This is a genomic window from Thermocladium modestius (assembly GCF_055398215.1).
The window spans coordinates 1,476,884-1,491,601 of sequence record NZ_AP043731.1 but is presented as its reverse complement, the minus strand read 5'-3'; the positions used below and the strand labels follow the sequence as shown (position 1 = coordinate 1,491,601).

The window sequence follows — 14,718 nt, the reverse complement described above, 5'->3', positions numbered from 1 at the left end:
ACGCATGGAACAGGCCGCGGCGCGCCGCAGGGAGTCTATGCGCGACGATAGCTCGATCGCCTGCCCGGCGAGCCCCTCCCCAGCGGGGATCAACGCGGTGGGCGGGGTGTCCCCGTGAGGGCCCTCTACATAGCCATAGCCACGGTGGCGGTGATCGCCATAGCGGCACTCATGGGACACAGCCCAACCCCCTCGACTCACATCCAGCCCCTCAACCAATCCTTGACGGGCCTAATAATCGCCAACTATAACGGCTTCATCGGCGTTAACATAACGGCTATGGCCGACCTGATCCACGGCAACTCATCCCAGCTATCCGCTCTAAGGGGGGAGTTAAGCAACATCAACTCCGGGCTGGCTAGCCTCTACTCCACCTACAGGGAGGCGTTGAGCGAGGAGACGGTTAATTACAGCGAGGCCAGGAGGCTGGCGGCGGAGGGAGTGGCGCTGGACCGGGAATTGTACGGCGAGACCAAGGGGGCCATCAATGAATTAATGGCAGTGCTGCCCCAGTACTCGGGCTTGGCTAAGGTGATTAATCTCTCCATAGCCCAGGAATTGACCTCCATCAACGAGACCCTGAACGGGGTGCTGGCGGCTCCCAGCAACGCGGCCCTCTCCCTCTACCAACCCACGGCCCTGGCCGTTAACGTGACGGGGGCGGTTCGCTGGGGCCAGGCCGTTAACGTGACGGGGCAAGCGACTGGACCGCCCTCCAGGCCCATCACCATAGCGGTGGACGGCGAGACGATCCGGACGGAGACGCGCGGTGGGGAGTTCAGCGCCTCTATTGGCACGCTGCGACTGGCGCCGGGCAACTACACTGTGGCGGTGTACGCCGCCCCGTACGGGGGTTACGGACCGGCCGCCTACACGGCAATGGTTCAGGTGATCGGCGTTCCCACCAGGGCCAGGGTGGCCGTGAGCTGGGTGGCGGTGGCCGGCTTCCCCTTCCAGGTGGGCGTGGCGGTAAGCCCGTGGCTGGCGAGGAGAGTCAACATCACCATAGCGGTGGGTGGAGAGGCGATTAACGTGACGGCGGAGTCCCCGGCCGTGGTGGAGGAGATCAGGGCGCCCCTGGATTGGGGGACTGGGTATCAACCCGTGGCCGTGGCGATCAGCCCCAGCTACCCCCTTGAGGGGGGGAGGTACTACGCGTCCATCCTGGTGGTGAACCCACTGCAGATAGCCATGCCCATCGCCTTCACGCTGGGGCTGGCCGTGGCCGTCAAGCGATCGATGCGGAGGGAGAGGGAGGAGAGGGTGGGAAAGGAGGAGAGGGGGAGAGAGGTCAAGGCATTGGCGGAGAGGCTCTCGGCCGGGACCAAGCGCCTGGGGCCCAATGGGGAGAGGGCGGTCAAGGCATTGGCGGGGGCGATTCGCGGGGTCGAGGCGGTGACTGGCGTGGAGTTCGCGCCCTCAATGACTCTCAGGGAGTACCTGGCCGCCGCATCCCAGCGCCTTGGCGAGGGGGCGAGGGGGGAGGCGTTGAGGGAGTTGATAGAGCTGGCCGAGCCCATCCTCTACTCAGCTCACGAGCCGGGGGAGGAGGAGGTTAGGAGGGCTGAGGAGTTGAGGAGGGTGGTGGCTGGGTGAGGCACGTGATCGCCGCGGCCGCCCTAGTAGCCGCCCTAGCGTTGATCGCCCTTTACTACTCCGGGTCCGACACACCCTATGGGCCCCATAACACGGCCTGGAACGGTTACTCCATGGCCGCCCGCACCTGCTTGAGGCCGGTCTACTACCCGGACTACAACGCTGACTCCATATTCATAATACCCATGAACCCCATAAGCGAGGAGAAGGGGCTGGAGGGATTCGTCGTGGGCGGGGGGAGGCTCGTCGTCCTTGGGGATAATGAATACGCGGCTGAGCTGTTGAGGGGGTTGGGCATCAACGCGAGCTTCATCAATGGAACCATAACGGACACGGCCTTCAACGCCCTCAACGAGGACTTCCCCCTCGCCATAGTGCTAAATAACCCCGCCATCACCAGCAACGCCACAGTGCTGGCCCTGTACGGCGCGGAGCCCATCCTGGTAAACGGGTCCTACGCGGCGGTGGCGGAGACAAGCGAGCTAAGCAGGATCAACACGGGGGGAGGGGGCGCCGTGAAAGGGCCCTTCCTCGTCGCCGCCGCGGTTCCCCGCGGGAGGGGGTACGTAATCATCATATCGGACCCAGCCATCTTCATGAACTCCGTTATAGGGCTGCGGGACAACGAGGAGTTCCTTCAATCCTTGTGCGGGGGGAGAGCCGTCCTCTGGGCCAGCGGGTTGAGGGGGGACTCCCCGAGCCGCTTGGTTAGGCTGGCCATGGGATACGCCGCCCGCGTCGCCTCCACGCCCTGGCGCTATGCCTTTATCGCCGCCCCCCTCCTCGTCGCCGCGATACTGTTAAATTCGAACCGTGGAGGGAGTCGCGATGAGTCGTAGAGACGCCGTGGGGGAGATGTGGAGGTACATCACCAACGTGTTCCTGGGCGACGCCCACTCAGCGATGGCGATACTGGCCACATTCATGGCCGGGGGGCACGCCCTGCTCGTGGGCCCCATTGGGTCCGGCAAGACGACGCTGGCCAGGGCGTTGGCCCAAGCCATTGGGGGGACGTATAAGAGGGTGCAGGTGAACAATGAGACCCTCCCCTCCGACATAATAGGGTTCACCGTGTACTCAAGGGACGGGGACTCGAGGGTGGTTAAGGGCCCCATCTTCGCCAACGTGACCCTTCTGGACGAGTTGAACAGGGCGCCCCCGAGGACCCTCTCCGCGCTCCTGGAGTCGATGCAAGAGAGGCACGTCACCATCGACGGCACGCCCCTCCCCCTCCCCTACCCCCACATGGTCGTCGCCACCATGAATAGGACGGAGGAGGAGCTGGGCTTCACCTCCAGGCTACCCATAGCTGTGCTGGACAGGTTCGCCGCAGCCATAGAGGTGAACCACGTGCCCAGGGAGTACGAGGAGGCAGTTGTGAGGAAGGCGGACGAGATAGAGGACTCGCTGGAAAAGCCCCAACCCCTCTCCCTGAAGCCGGAGGAGGCGGGGAAGTTAATGGAGGCGGCTAGGGGGGTGTACGTTGATGACTCGGTGCTGAACTACATCTTCGACGTGGTGGAGAGGGTGAGGGGGGATAGGAGAGTGGGGGTCAGGCTAAGCACCAGGGCACCCATAAGCATGTATAGGCTGGCGAGGTCGCTCGCCTTCCTGAACGGGCGGGGCTACGTGGTGCCGGACGACGTGAAGGAGGCCGCAAGGCTCGCTCTTCCCCACCGCGTCGTCCTCAGGGAGGAGTACGAGGAGGACGTGAGCCCCAATCAGGTGGTTGAGGACGCCCTCAACGAGGTCCCGGCCCCAACAGTGGCGGTGCGGGAGCAATGAAGTGGATCCACGCAGCTAGGCTCGCTAGAAAGGCATTCCCCGCCCTATACGTCGCGCTGGGGCTGGGCCACCCCGCCGTGTACGCCCTATCCGCCATCGCCCTCGCCGCGGAGTTCATCCCTAGAGGGAGAGGACACGACGCTGTCCAGTCCCTGGCTCACTTGGCCGCCATCGCCGCCGTCCCTCCCCCGTACGACGCTGCCCTAGCCCTAGCCTTCCTGCCCCTCCTCGAGGCGTCCCTCCGCCTTAACCCACGCCCCTGGTGGGCCTACGTGGCTCCCCCCTCAATCGCCCTCGTCCTAGCACTCCCCCTGGCCGGGGTTGCCCCATTCATTTCCCTCCTCATCCCCGCCGCCTACGTCTCCCTCAAGGCCCTCGTGGAGTGGGGAAGGATGGTCACCGCCAGGATAGCGGTGGAGGCGGATAGGAAGTTGAGGACCGTGGCGGGCAGGAGAGTGAGTTATGTCTTGACCATATCCTCAAGGCCTCGATTGAGGGGCGTTAGGGCCGTTATCCACGCCCCAAGCGAGGTGAGGCTGGAGCGGGTGGGCGTTGACGTCGGCGGCGACTCCGTTGGGGCGGAGGCGAGGTACGGGCTCGGCGGGGTGAAGAGACCCATGCTTCTCTTGGAGTTGAGGAGCGGGGACGGGCTGGTCAGCGCTTCGAGGCGAGCGCCTCACCCGCCCATAATCGTCACGCCCAGGGCTAGGCGGGCCGTGGAGGTTGGGGAGCGGTTGTTGAGGAGGGCCTCCGTGGCGGGGGCGGGGGACGTGGTTGAGGTGAGGGAGTACGTGGCGGGGGACCCCGTTAGGAGGATTCACTGGAAGAAGTCCCTCAAGCTGGACAAGTACGTCGTCAAGCTGATGGAGGCCCCCGAGGTTAACCCCGTGATATCAGTGCTGGCCTACGCGTCGGATGGGGAGGCGGTTGATAGGTTGGGAGCGGCCCTCGCCTCCGCCGTGGCTGCGCTGCTCGTGAGGAGCCCGGGGGTGAGAGTGATATTGATAGGGAGGAGGGGGGAGAGGGGGGAGCGCGAGGTTTCCCCCGGCAACTACGTGGAGGCCATGGACTCCATCATGGGGGAGATCGAGGCGATGAACATAAGGCGGTTAGGGGGAGCGCTTGGCGCGGCGGGGCTCCTCGCGGATCTGGTAATTGCCCGTAGGGCAGCCGTGCTCCGCGCTGCACGGGGGGCCGGGGTAATTCTAGGGGAGCGGGCTTGGTTGAGGCACGCCTGCCGCCCGCCTCCAAGGGACGTGGACTGCATCGCCGTCTGACGCCGAGTGCTGGGAGAGGGGATGGGGGAGAGGGGTGGTTAACTTCCCTTCCTTAACCTCGCCTTGCGAAGTGCTTGACTATGGGTCTTAGGAGGGGCGGGAATTGGCCGAGGGAGTCCCAGTCCAGGGGCTTCACGGCTAACAGGAATAGGATTAGGAGCAGTACGGCTAATGCCTGCGGCGCGGGCCACATACCCAACGCGTAAGTTATGGCAGCGGACGCGGGCACGGCGAGGGAGACAACTATGGTCGACACCATCCTGGCGCCCCAGGGCCTATTGTTTATCCAGTAGAGGATGGACGTGACGGCCATGCCGACGTACGAGGATAGGACGGCGGCGTAAAGCCCAAGCCTGCCGGCCGCGGCGACGTATATCGCGATTGTGATTACGGCGCCCACCGCCGTGCGCTCCACCGCCAACCACCCCCTCCCCTCCACCCAGTAGTAGGTCATGTAGACCGAGTCCAGCGAGGAGAGAGACGCTGTGCCCATGAATAGCATTGCGTATGGGAGCGCGGCGACGTAGTTTCCCACCAATACGCCGAGGGGCACTAGGAGGGGGGCCAGCAGCACGGCGAGGGAGGACAGCAAAGAGGCGGCGGCCACGGCGGACAGCGCGTACCTCTTGGCCATTTCCCCCACGTCCAGCCCCATTCCCCAGGCGTGGGAGGCGGAGGAGCCGAACACGTTGCCCACCGCTGCGCTGAATCCGCCCACCGCCCCCGTCATAACCACAGAGATGCCGAATAAAGCCGATGGAGTGGGGCCTAGGAATAGAAATACAAGGTAGGAGAGGATATTGCCGGATAGGGAGCCCAGGTACGAGGCTATCCAGTACTGGAAGCCGGAGTTGAAGAAGCTCCTCAATCTCCCCCTCAATAATCTGAACCCCTCAATTACCCTAGGAGCCACTCGTACATGAACTAGGAAAAATATCAACGTAGCCAAGTTTCCGAGGAGGGAGGCGATGGCTATTGCATATACGTTTCGCATCGCCAGTATCAACGCTATTTGGGCCAATCTATATGTGAGGGAACCTATTGTAGACCCCAATCCCTGCGTCGCAGTTCTTTGCGTCGACCATAGGTAGAAGCCCATTGGGCCAACCAACACGTTAATTATTATCCCCGCCGCTAACAAGTAAACTATGGGAACCAGATATGATGGAACCCCATGATAGCGGAGAATGGGGGCCAAGAAAATCAACGCGACTGCGTACATTATGGACAAGAACATCGTCAATGACGCCAACGCGGAGTAGTAGGGAATCACGTCCCCGCCCCTCGCGTGGGTCCCCGCCGCCTCCCTGGCTATGGCGTTGTCCACGCCCAGCGTGGGAAAGAAGAGACTTATTATTGCTACAAAAGAGACTATTGCGTTGTAGTAGCCGTACTGCTCTATTGGGACGTACCTGGTGAGGACAATCACGTAGGCAACCGCCAAGCCGTAGTTCACCAGGGTCTGGGCGTAGTTCAGGATTATCCCCATCACCCTGGACTCCTCCCTAGGCTTGGCAGTGGGCCTCATTCACGAACTCAATCCAATTGGCTTATTTAAAGTTACCCAAAACTCCCTCGAGAATTAAACAATACGCTGAGAGCATCCTTAAATCAATGCAAACAGGAACGAGACCCCTTCACCACCAGAGAGGAAAGGGAGGAGAGGGGAGACAAATAATCGCGCCATTATCAAGCCAAGCGAGACATAAGCCCTCCCACTTATCCCACCCTAGCACCTCTCTACGCCGCCAGTATGAGGGGTATCACCACGGGCACTATTAGGGTTAGGATGAGGCCGTTCACCATTGCCGGGATGGAGTACTCCCTCCCCAGTACTGCGGCGTAGAGTGGGAGCGTGTCGTCCATGGTGGTGGCTCCCCCCATGCTGATCAGCGCCGCGGGGTTCCCTGGCAGGAGGGGGACCACGGCGAACGTCAACTGCTCCCTGAGGAAGTTGGCGAGGAACGCCATGACGCCCAGATAAGGACCGGCGTACGCCGCCACGGCGGGTCCATCGAACGTGTACCACCCAAAGCCCAACGCCACCGCGAGGGACGCCCTGAGAGGGACCCGGAGAATGGGGGAGAGGACCAGCCCGGCCAGGAGGGAGCCGGCCACGGCGAGCCCCACCGCCTTAACCCCCTCAACCCCAACCGACCCCAACGCCCCACGCCCCACCTCCCCGCCCAACCCAAGCCCAACCACGCCGGCCAAGACGTAGAGCTCCCCCGTGATGATGGACTCCGGGCGAGGCAGCTCCACGAACGACCCCACTGCCCAACCCACGGCCAGGTCCAGCACGAAGACCAGCCCAAGCCTAGGCGGCCCCGCCCCACTAACTCCCCTCCCCCGACCAACCCCGCCCAGCCCAAGCCCCATGGAGTAGCCCAGGAACATCGTGGAGACGGCGTACGCGGCCGAGTAGGCGAGCAGCGAGGCGGCTCCCCTCACAGTCCTAATCGAGTTCCCGCCCCACATGCTTATGGTGAAGACCAGCACCACGACTATGGGAAGCATGGCCCGCGCGAAGAAGGGGGAAGCGCGGGGAACCAGCCTACCGACGCCCAGGGCGGCCAGGAAGACCCCTATGAAGGCCAAGCCAAGCAAATCCACGAAGAGACGCGGACAATGCCCATTTTAAGCTTAGCTGCACGAGGAGGCCGCCCATCATGAGGAAAAACCCAGCTCCACCCCAACCCCCAGGGACTCCTCACTTCACGATGCCCTCCAGGGAATGAACCGGGCAAGTGCCGTTCCTCAACAAGTTTAAAAACCGACGATGAGCTTTAACAACGTGAGCATGTGGGTGAGCAATGCATACAGCAACGATTTAGTGTCAAATCAAGAGTCTCCGGCTCCATCCATTGCAGCGGCGTTCACGGCTCACTACGATACGTCGGTGGAGATCGTCTCTATGAGGCTTAGGGATGGGGAGCCAAAGTACGTTGTAGAAGGCAGTGGTCACTTTGCCATCTTCGCCGACGAGAACGGCGTGTGGGGCGTTGACCTGGAGGTGGTGAAGTGGGATGGGGATTATGGGGAGGTCATCAACGCGTTGAGTAGAGCCGGTGTGGAGGTATGGTGACTCCGCTTGAGGTGGAGGTGCTTGAGAGCCAGCCCGGCGAGGTCGAGGCGGCAGGTAACATAGAGATAATGTATAGAATTATGGGCGTTAAAGCGGCTAGGGTGGGCGACGGCTACAATATAACGGTGGTCGGCATCTATACAGCTTCAAGGTTCAAAAGCCAGCCACAGCAAGTGGTTGGAGCATGTATAGGCAATATCCCCTATAGGCCTGTACCTTTCAATATCATAAAATTAGCACATGCAACAATAAAGGTTGAGGGAAGGGTATTCGACATCTTTGTAGAGCCCATAGCCGTCATGATAGCCGATGCAATAACACCCTTCGGTGAACCATGTATAGCAATGAACCCGGTAATAGGATGGAGTCTGACCTCCTCCCCGCCTTGAGGGGTGGGGGTTCCCTCTGGGCGGTTCATTGGTTCGTGGTGCACCGCCTTCACCCTCATCGCTTCACAGCTAGTGGGTGCGTAAAGCACCCCGCTCCGCTCGTCCAGCGGTGAACCACTGGCTGGGCCTTCAACCCATTACCCCTATCCCTCACCGAGGGGAGCCCTCGACCCGCGGTTCTTAGGGACTCGGGGATATGTGGAGCCCTTATCGGGCATCCCCATGCGGGGACACGCTCCATTATGCTTTAACGTTTCAGTACTTAAAAACTATCCCCGCCCCTAGAAGGGGCGAGGCTTATCGTTTAACTTTGTCAAGTATGTTGGACATGGAATCCTCGACGTAATAAAAAATAAGGCACTCATTATATATGAAAACGCCGCGCGAGAGGATGTGCCGGATAGGCTTAAGGACAGGGAGCTAGAACGTAGGAGAGCTATTGTGGAGCATAGGGGTAAAACGCTGCGCATAATCATTGCCAAAACGAGGAAGTGCTTCACGATAGTGACTATATTCCCAGATCCCGGCCAAATACCTGACATCACATTGGATTAATACATGAAGAAGAACGGGATAAAGCTCCCTCCCACGCGAGGGCACGCATTGACCCGTTAATGAAGGGACTAGCCCTTAAGGCTATAAGTTAAGGCACGGTTAGGCGCGAATGACGGTCTTGAGCTGGATGGAATTACGTGGTTGCCGCGATCAAGCTAGACGACCCGCTACGCTTAATTGCGCGGCAAATTAATGCTAACACGGCATCAAATCCCTCCTCCACTCCGAGCTCCGTCCATTAATCCCAATCCAGGTCCAGGCGGTCCCGCACGACCCTCGCCACCTCGTCCACCCCCGCCAGTAGGGCGTCGATCAACCCCCCGCCGCTCCTCCGCTGCGGCAACCCCCTCCTCCTCCTGCGCCTCGTTCAGCACCAACTCCCTGAACCCCGGGTCCCCGAGAGCGCCGTGCAGGTGCGTCCCAGCGACGCCCAACGCCTCATCCCAAACCCCGTCCAACACCTCCACGCGCGACCCGTTCCTCTCCACTATTAGGGAGGAGGGCCGGGCGGAGCCGTACGACACCCTCCCCCTGTGTATCTCGTACCCCCTGAACTCGAGCTCCACGGGCTCGACGAGCTGCGCCCTGCTCCTGCTCACCACCTTCTCCGCCGCGTACACCACCTCGAAGTCCCCCAGCCCCAAGCCCCTATAATGCCCCGGTGCCCCGCCCTCCACGCCTAGGGGATCGCTTATCCTCGCCGCCATCAATTGAAACCCGCCGCACACCCCCAGGACGAGGGAGGAGCCCAGGGCCCTCCTCAACTGGGCCTCAAGCCCCGTCCTCCTAAGCCACTCCAGGGAGGCGGGCACGTTCCTGGACCCGGGGAGGATGATTAGGTCAGGCTCCCCCAGCGACCCTCCCCGCACGAACCTCACCCCCACGTCGGGCTCCAGGGAGAGGGGCTGGAACTCGTTGAAGTTGGATATCCATGGGTAGGCGATCACGGCCACGTCAAGCGGCCCCGACCCGAAGCCCTCCATGGACTCCGAGTCCTCGGGCCAGAGCTTGTGGACGTCCATCCATGGAATAACCCCAACCACCCTCCTCCCCGTCCTCTCCTCCAACCACCTCACCGCCCCATCCAGCAACCCCTCCTCCCCCCTGAACTTGTTTATTATGAAGCCCCTCACCAACCCCCTCCACCGGGGCGGTATTGACGCCATGAGGCCCAGGGCGGAGGTGAACGCGCCCCCCCTCTCGATGTCCAGCACCACGTACGCGCCCCCGCCCAGGTACTCCGCGGCCCGGAAGTTAGCCACGTCCCTTATGTTGGGCTCGAAGGCGGACCCCGCCCCCTCCCCCACCACCAAGTCAAACCCGCTCCTCAACTCATCCACCGCCCCCCTCACCACGCGCCACCTATCCAGGATGGAGGAGGAGTACTCCCCGAAGCCCCCAATGAAGGCCGGGCGCCCCCTAACTATCACCTCGCTCCTATCATCCCCCAACGGCTTGAGGAGTATGGGGTTCATGGCGGTCGAGGGCTCCACCCCAGCCGCGTACGCCTGCATGGCCTGCGCCACCGCCACCTCCCCACCATCCACCGCCGGGTAACTGTTGAGGGACATGTTCTGCGCCTTGAAGGGAGCAACCCTCGCCCTCCTAGACAGGACGCGCGCAATGGCCGTCACAATCACTGTCTTCCCGCTGTTGGAGGACGTGGAGAGCACGAACACGAAGAGCCGAGCAGCGAGGGAAAAATAAAGAAAGCGGGGAAGGGGAGGGAAAGAAGGTAAGGGGCGGTAAGGAGGGAGAAGAAGGGAAAGGGAAATGGATGGGGAAAGGGGAGTCGTTACTTGTTTTTCACATTTTGAAGGCTCCCTCCATCCTGAAGCGCCTCCTGGAGTAGCTGAAGAGGGTTCTCCACAGGCCCACGCTCAGCGCCACTATGGTGATGGCGAGGAGGAGGGAGGCGGCGTTGAGGCCCGCCACGTTGCCCGTGGAGGTGTAGTAATCCATGAGCCCCGATATGCCGTTCACCATGTAGTAATTGCTCCCTATCTGAATGTACTCAGCCAATTGAAGCCCGCCCCAAGTGCTGCCCACGGTGCTGGCGAGGCCCGTCACCATGGCGGGGAAGGCGCCGGGGAGGACGAGGTACTTCATCCTCTGGAGGAGGGTTAGCTTGTACGTGGAGCTCAACTCCCAGAGCTCCCTGGGTATCGACTTGACGCCTATGTACGTGTTGTAGAGTATGTACCACACGGTGCTGAGGTAGGCGGTTAGGAGGGCGAGGAACTCCAGGGAGCCGTTGAACCCCATGAACTTGCCCAGCGCCGTGACGAGGGGGGTGGCTATGAGGGGGATGTAGGACGGGGCCGGGATTGAGGCCACTATCTCAAGCGCGTATATTAGGAACGACTCGGCCCCCCTCCTCACGGCCATGACGTACGCCGCAGCTATGGCGGTGGCGAGGGAGGCGACTGTGACGACCAGGACCCTCAGGTAATCCAGCCCAAGCAGGTATAGGTAGAGGTACAGGTGTTGCCTCAAGTCGCTGAACATGGAGAAGGCCGCGGGCCCCGTGAAGGCCAGGTAGACGGCGTACATGAAGAGGCCGGCCAGGGCCGCGCCCATGGCTATGGAGACGACCCGAGGCACGCGGGGCCTCAGCCTACCGTACGCCCTCTGCCTGGAGTTGAGGGAGACGAGCCTCGCCCTGCCGGCGGGCGTCATCAATTGAGGCCTCTCCGGGAACATCCTCCTCAACCTCCTCACCCCCCTCGCCATTCCCCCCCTCAACCTGCTCGGCAGGGCCGCCAAGCGATTCGCGGGGACGGCGAGGAGGGGGTCGTAGGTGAACTTCATGGACCAATCGATGAGGGGGTAAAGGATGAAGTAGGTCACGGCGATTACCAGGACCACGAGGACGCCGAGGGCGGCGACGGCCATGCCCGCCTCGCCGGCGACGGTGTAGTCGTATATCAGGGTGCCTATGCCGAAGGCCGAGTACTCCGTGGTTCCCACGGTTATCACCTCGCTCACCGTTATGTAGAAGAGACCCACGGCGAAGCTAGTCACCACGTTGGCGACGGTCCTCGGTATGGTGGACGGTATGTACAGGTGCCTCATCTTCTCCATGAACGTCAAGTTAAACATGTCCGCCACGTCCTCCAGGTTCTGACTAATGGTCTTTATCGCCTCGTACTGCCCCACCCAGATGTTCCACGCGACGCCCGTGAATACGAGGAAGTCCACGGAAAGCTCCACCCCAATGCCCCGCGGCAGGTGGGTTAGGAATATGGCGAGGACCAGCGGGAAGAAGGTGACTATGGGCACCCCCTCCAGCGTCTGCGTTGTGGAGAGGAAGACGGACTCAACGCTCCTGTTCCTGGCCGCCAAGTACCCCAGGAACCACCCCGTCACTATGGCGAGCCCTATCATGGCGAACACCCTCCCCAGGGTGGCGAGCCCCGCCAGCACCATCAACAGCGCGGGGGGGATCACTTCACCTCGCCTCCTTCACCGCCGTCGATATCACGGAGTACAGCCTATCCACCACCTCGTTGAAGGTGGGGTCCCTCGAGCTCCTCGGCCTCGGCAGCTCTATGGGGACTTGAGCCACCACTGTGGCCGGCCTCCCGCCCAGGATCACCACCTTGTCCGACAGCTCCACCACCTCCTCTATGTTGTGGCTCACCATTATGACGGACTTAACCGTGGACTCCCTGCTGAACACTATGTCCAACACCTCCCTCCGCAACCCCTCCGCGGTTATCGCGTCGAGGCTGGCGAAGGGCTCATCCATCAACAGGACCACGGGCTCCGCCACAAGCGCCCTGGCAATGGCCACGCGCTGCCTCATGCCGCCGCTCATCTCCCTCGGGTAGTAATCCTCGAAGCCCCCCAGCCCCACGAGCTCCAGCATCGACTGCGCCCTGCGCCTCCTCTCCTCCCTGGGCAGCCTCTTGTGGAGGAGGGCCAGCTCCACGTTCTGCACAGCGGTGAGCCAGGGGTAGAGGGCGAAGTCCTGGTAAATCATGGATATGAGGGGGGTGGGGCCCGTCACCTCCTCCCCCATCAGGAGAACCCTTCCCTCATCCGGCTTCACCAGGCCGCTGATGATCTTCAACAGAGTCGTCTTGCCCGTGCCGGACGGCGCTATTATGGAGACGAATTGATTCTCGCCCGCGTCGAAGGAAACCCCCCTCAACACGGGCATCACGCCCTTCTCCGTCCTGTAGCTGAAGGATACCCCAATCACATCAAGTATTGCAATAATCCCACCGATCGCCGCTTCTATATAGGGTATTTAAGCATTGCCGCCGAGAAAAACTTAATAGGGAGAAGCCGGCGGCGGGGGGAGAGGTAACCCCTCGGAGACCTGTCGAAGACAGGACAATGAAGTGGGCGGGTTACCCCGGCCTAATTCTAACCAAAAACGCCTGAGCGTTGAAGTGGAGGCCGTATCCCAGCGCCCCGCGTAGGGGGGCTTGGGGCTGGTCAAGGCGTTGCGCGGCCGCAAGTATTACTGCTCATCCTGAGGCTTATGTTTATATACATGGAGCATGGAGCGCCCATATGGCCATAATAGTGTATTGCCAGCACTGCGGGAGGGACGTGGCCGTGTTCAGGAAGCTGCGCACGCCGCCCGAGCTGCTTCAATTGATCATCTACAGGATAGGGCCCTCGTGCCCCTACTGCGGCGCTCCCTTCACTGCGTTGGACACCAGGAACATCAAGTACTCCGTTAGGCCGGTTCAACAACCGAGGCGCGTGGTGAGGAGGGCGCATTAAGGACTGGGGACTGAACGGCTTCGTCGTAATGTTTAATAGATCAAGAACTCCCCAGGGCCGTGAGCAGCGTCTACTACGCCCTAATCACTGTGGGAGTCCTTGTCTCCGCCTCCAAGATCCTGGGCGTCGCGTTCGAGAGGGTCGGGGTCAATCACATAGTGGGGGAGATGCTGGGCGGGATGGTTATGGGCCCGTACGCGCTGGGGTACATCCTCAACAACGCGCTGCGAGGCGTAGTTGGGTTCGACCTAATAAACATCAATAATTACGTCGTGGCCATATCGGACATAGCCCTAATATTCCTCATCTTCTCCTCAGGGGTTGGGGAGGGCTTCGCCCCAATGAGGAGGAGCGGGGGGAAGGGACTCGTGGTGGCGGTGGGCGGGGCCGCCGTGCCGTTCGCCGCCGCGTATTACTATTACTACTACGTGGCGCGGTACGACGTGAAGGCCGCGATGCTGCTCGGCGCCACCTTCATGGCCACCAGCACCGCCGTGGTGGTGAAGATGCTGGACAGGATGGGGAACAGGGACGCCAGGGAGCTGGTGTACAACGCGGTGGTGCTGGACGACGTGGTGGGCATCATCTCCCTCGCCGTCGTCCTAACCCTCGCCACCGCGGCCAGGGTAACCATAAGGACAGCCATCGAGACCGCCGCGGGCTTAATAGCGGTTTGGGGACTCATGCTTGTCCTATCCCTCCTCATAATACCGAGGGCGATGAACGCCCTCAAGAGGCCAGAGCTGATAGAGTCCTCCTCCCTCGCCGCCGCCTTCGCAATGAGCGGCATCTCCGTGATGGTGGGGCTATCCCCCGTGGTGGGGGCCTACCTGGCCGGGATATCGGTGGGCGAGTCGCTGATCAGGGAGAGGGCGAAGGCGTTCTCCCAAACCATAGAGGAGAGCCTGGGGCCCCTCTTCTTCGCAGTGCTGGGAGCACAGATACCGCTGGCCAACTTCCTCAACCCAGGCGTGGACCTCGGCGTCATCACGGTGACCGCGATAGCCATAGCCACCAAGGCGCTGGGCGCCATGATCTTCTCCCTCCCCTTCACCAGGAAGATCAAGGACTCCGCCGCGATTGGAGCCATGATGATACCCAGGGGCGAGGTGGGGCTAGTCATAGCCGCGACTGGATTCGACATGGGCGTGATAACGCCCCAGCTGTACACCGAGGTGACCATGATGATAATGCTCACCACCCTCCTCGGTCCCCTCCTGGTCTGGAACGGCTCCCGCAATGGATCCAGGGATTAGGGGCGAAGCCTTGAGCGCTCCGCTCGCAGTTAGGA

The 14,718-nt window shown here is 61.6% G+C and carries 14 protein-coding genes and 1 pseudogene; 9 read left to right on the top strand and 6 right to left on the bottom strand.

What is annotated here, in order from left to right; genetic code table 11:
* Window positions 1–114: 114 nt before the first annotated feature.
* The 4 genes from ACZ5ZS_RS07725 to ACZ5ZS_RS07710 are packed head-to-tail and all read left to right on the top strand — an operon-like array spanning window position 115 to window position 4,658.
* On the top strand, window positions 115–1,596 hold the full coding sequence (locus ACZ5ZS_RS07725; RefSeq protein ID WP_188595505.1) for a DUF4129 domain-containing protein: 1,482 nt from the start codon (window positions 115–117) through the stop codon (window positions 1,594–1,596).
* Window positions 1,593–2,435 (top strand): DUF4350 domain-containing protein, encoded by an 843-nt coding sequence (locus tag ACZ5ZS_RS07720; RefSeq protein WP_188595504.1) that lies wholly within the window; start codon window positions 1,593–1,595, stop codon window positions 2,433–2,435. The genes ACZ5ZS_RS07725 and ACZ5ZS_RS07720 overlap by 4 nt, the downstream gene beginning before the upstream one ends.
* On the top strand, window positions 2,425–3,381 hold the full coding sequence (locus ACZ5ZS_RS07715) for an AAA family ATPase (RefSeq protein WP_188595503.1): 957 nt from the start codon (window positions 2,425–2,427) through the stop codon (window positions 3,379–3,381). The genes ACZ5ZS_RS07720 and ACZ5ZS_RS07715 overlap by 11 nt, the downstream gene beginning before the upstream one ends.
* Entirely contained in the window at window positions 3,378–4,658 is a 1,281-nt protein-coding gene (locus ACZ5ZS_RS07710; protein WP_188595502.1) for a DUF58 domain-containing protein, read from the top strand. Before ACZ5ZS_RS07715 ends, ACZ5ZS_RS07710 begins: the two co-directional genes overlap by 4 nt.
* A 52-nt stretch (window positions 4,659–4,710) precedes the next feature.
* Here the strand turns inward: ACZ5ZS_RS07710 and ACZ5ZS_RS07705 are convergent, their stop codons facing one another.
* Window positions 4,711–6,186, bottom strand: coding sequence for an oligosaccharide flippase family protein (locus ACZ5ZS_RS07705; protein WP_188595501.1), 1,476 nt, complete (start codon window positions 6,184–6,186; stop codon window positions 4,711–4,713).
* Between the two features lie 212 nt (window positions 6,187–6,398).
* The gene (locus tag ACZ5ZS_RS07700; RefSeq protein ID WP_188595500.1) at window positions 6,399–7,271 is read right to left on the bottom strand and encodes a LysO family transporter; all 873 of its coding nucleotides are present in this window, start codon (window positions 7,269–7,271) and stop codon (window positions 6,399–6,401) included.
* 187 nt (window positions 7,272–7,458) lie between these two features.
* Between ACZ5ZS_RS07700 and ACZ5ZS_RS07695 the strand changes: the two genes are divergently transcribed.
* On the top strand, window positions 7,459–7,743 hold the full coding sequence (locus ACZ5ZS_RS07695) for a hypothetical protein (RefSeq protein ID WP_229657641.1): 285 nt from the start codon (window positions 7,459–7,461) through the stop codon (window positions 7,741–7,743).
* On the top strand, window positions 7,737–8,132 hold the full coding sequence (locus ACZ5ZS_RS07690) for a hypothetical protein (protein WP_188595498.1): 396 nt from the start codon (window positions 7,737–7,739) through the stop codon (window positions 8,130–8,132). The genes ACZ5ZS_RS07695 and ACZ5ZS_RS07690 overlap by 7 nt, the downstream gene beginning before the upstream one ends.
* Before the next feature lie 8 nt (window positions 8,133–8,140).
* On the opposite strand, the pseudogene ACZ5ZS_RS07685 reads toward ACZ5ZS_RS07690, so the two are convergent.
* Window positions 8,141–8,331 (bottom strand): annotated as a pseudogene (locus ACZ5ZS_RS07685) (hypothetical protein); the annotation flags it as partial.
* 194 nt (window positions 8,332–8,525) lie between these two features.
* On the opposite strand from ACZ5ZS_RS07685, the gene ACZ5ZS_RS07680 reads away from it, so the two are divergent.
* A complete protein-coding gene (locus tag ACZ5ZS_RS07680; protein WP_229657599.1) occupies window positions 8,526–8,687 on the top strand; it encodes a hypothetical protein in 162 nt (53 codons plus the stop codon).
* Between the two features lie 206 nt (window positions 8,688–8,893).
* Here ACZ5ZS_RS07680 and ACZ5ZS_RS07675 read toward each other — a convergent pair whose 3' ends face one another.
* The 3 genes from ACZ5ZS_RS07675 to ACZ5ZS_RS07665 form a co-directional block, all read right to left on the bottom strand.
* Complete coding sequence (locus ACZ5ZS_RS07675; RefSeq protein WP_464858221.1) at window positions 8,894–10,366, bottom strand: cobyric acid synthase; 1,473 nt, start codon at window positions 10,364–10,366, stop codon at window positions 8,894–8,896.
* A 127-nt stretch (window positions 10,367–10,493) separates the two neighbouring features.
* A complete protein-coding gene (locus ACZ5ZS_RS07670; RefSeq protein WP_229657597.1) occupies window positions 10,494–12,137 on the bottom strand; it encodes an ABC transporter permease subunit in 1,644 nt (547 codons plus the stop codon).
* 1 nt (window position 12,138) lies between these two features.
* A complete protein-coding gene (locus ACZ5ZS_RS07665; RefSeq protein WP_188595986.1) occupies window positions 12,139–12,852 on the bottom strand; it encodes an ABC transporter ATP-binding protein in 714 nt (237 codons plus the stop codon).
* A 359-nt stretch (window positions 12,853–13,211) separates the two neighbouring features.
* Between ACZ5ZS_RS07665 and ACZ5ZS_RS07660 the strand changes: the two genes are divergently transcribed.
* Complete coding sequence (locus ACZ5ZS_RS07660; RefSeq protein WP_188595497.1) at window positions 13,212–13,427, top strand: hypothetical protein; 216 nt, start codon at window positions 13,212–13,214, stop codon at window positions 13,425–13,427.
* Window positions 13,428–13,486: 59 nt separating this feature from the next.
* Entirely contained in the window at window positions 13,487–14,683 is a 1,197-nt protein-coding gene (locus tag ACZ5ZS_RS07655) for a cation:proton antiporter (RefSeq protein WP_188595496.1), read from the top strand.
* Window positions 14,684–14,718: the final 35 nt, after the last annotated feature.

Bases quoted from the DNA above. Each gene is read 5' to 3' on its own strand.
- ACZ5ZS_RS07715 (WP_188595503.1), top strand. From the start codon at position 2,425: ATGAGTCGTAGAGACGCCGTGGGGGAGATGTGGAGGTACATCACCAAC.
- ACZ5ZS_RS07710 (WP_188595502.1), top strand. From the start codon at position 3,378: ATGAAGTGGATCCACGCAGCTAGGCTCGCTAGAAAGGCATTCCCCGCC.
- ACZ5ZS_RS07705 (WP_188595501.1), bottom strand. From the start codon at position 6,186: ATGAGGCCCACTGCCAAGCCTAGGGAGGAGTCCAGGGTGATGGGGATA.
- ACZ5ZS_RS07695 (WP_229657641.1), top strand. From the start codon at position 7,459: ATGTGGGTGAGCAATGCATACAGCAACGATTTAGTGTCAAATCAAGAG.
- ACZ5ZS_RS07690 (WP_188595498.1), top strand. From the start codon at position 7,737: ATGGTGACTCCGCTTGAGGTGGAGGTGCTTGAGAGCCAGCCCGGCGAG.
- ACZ5ZS_RS07665 (WP_188595986.1), bottom strand. From the start codon at position 12,852: ATGCCCGTGTTGAGGGGGGTTTCCTTCGACGCGGGCGAGAATCAATTC.
- ACZ5ZS_RS07660 (WP_188595497.1), top strand. From the start codon at position 13,212: ATGGCCATAATAGTGTATTGCCAGCACTGCGGGAGGGACGTGGCCGTG.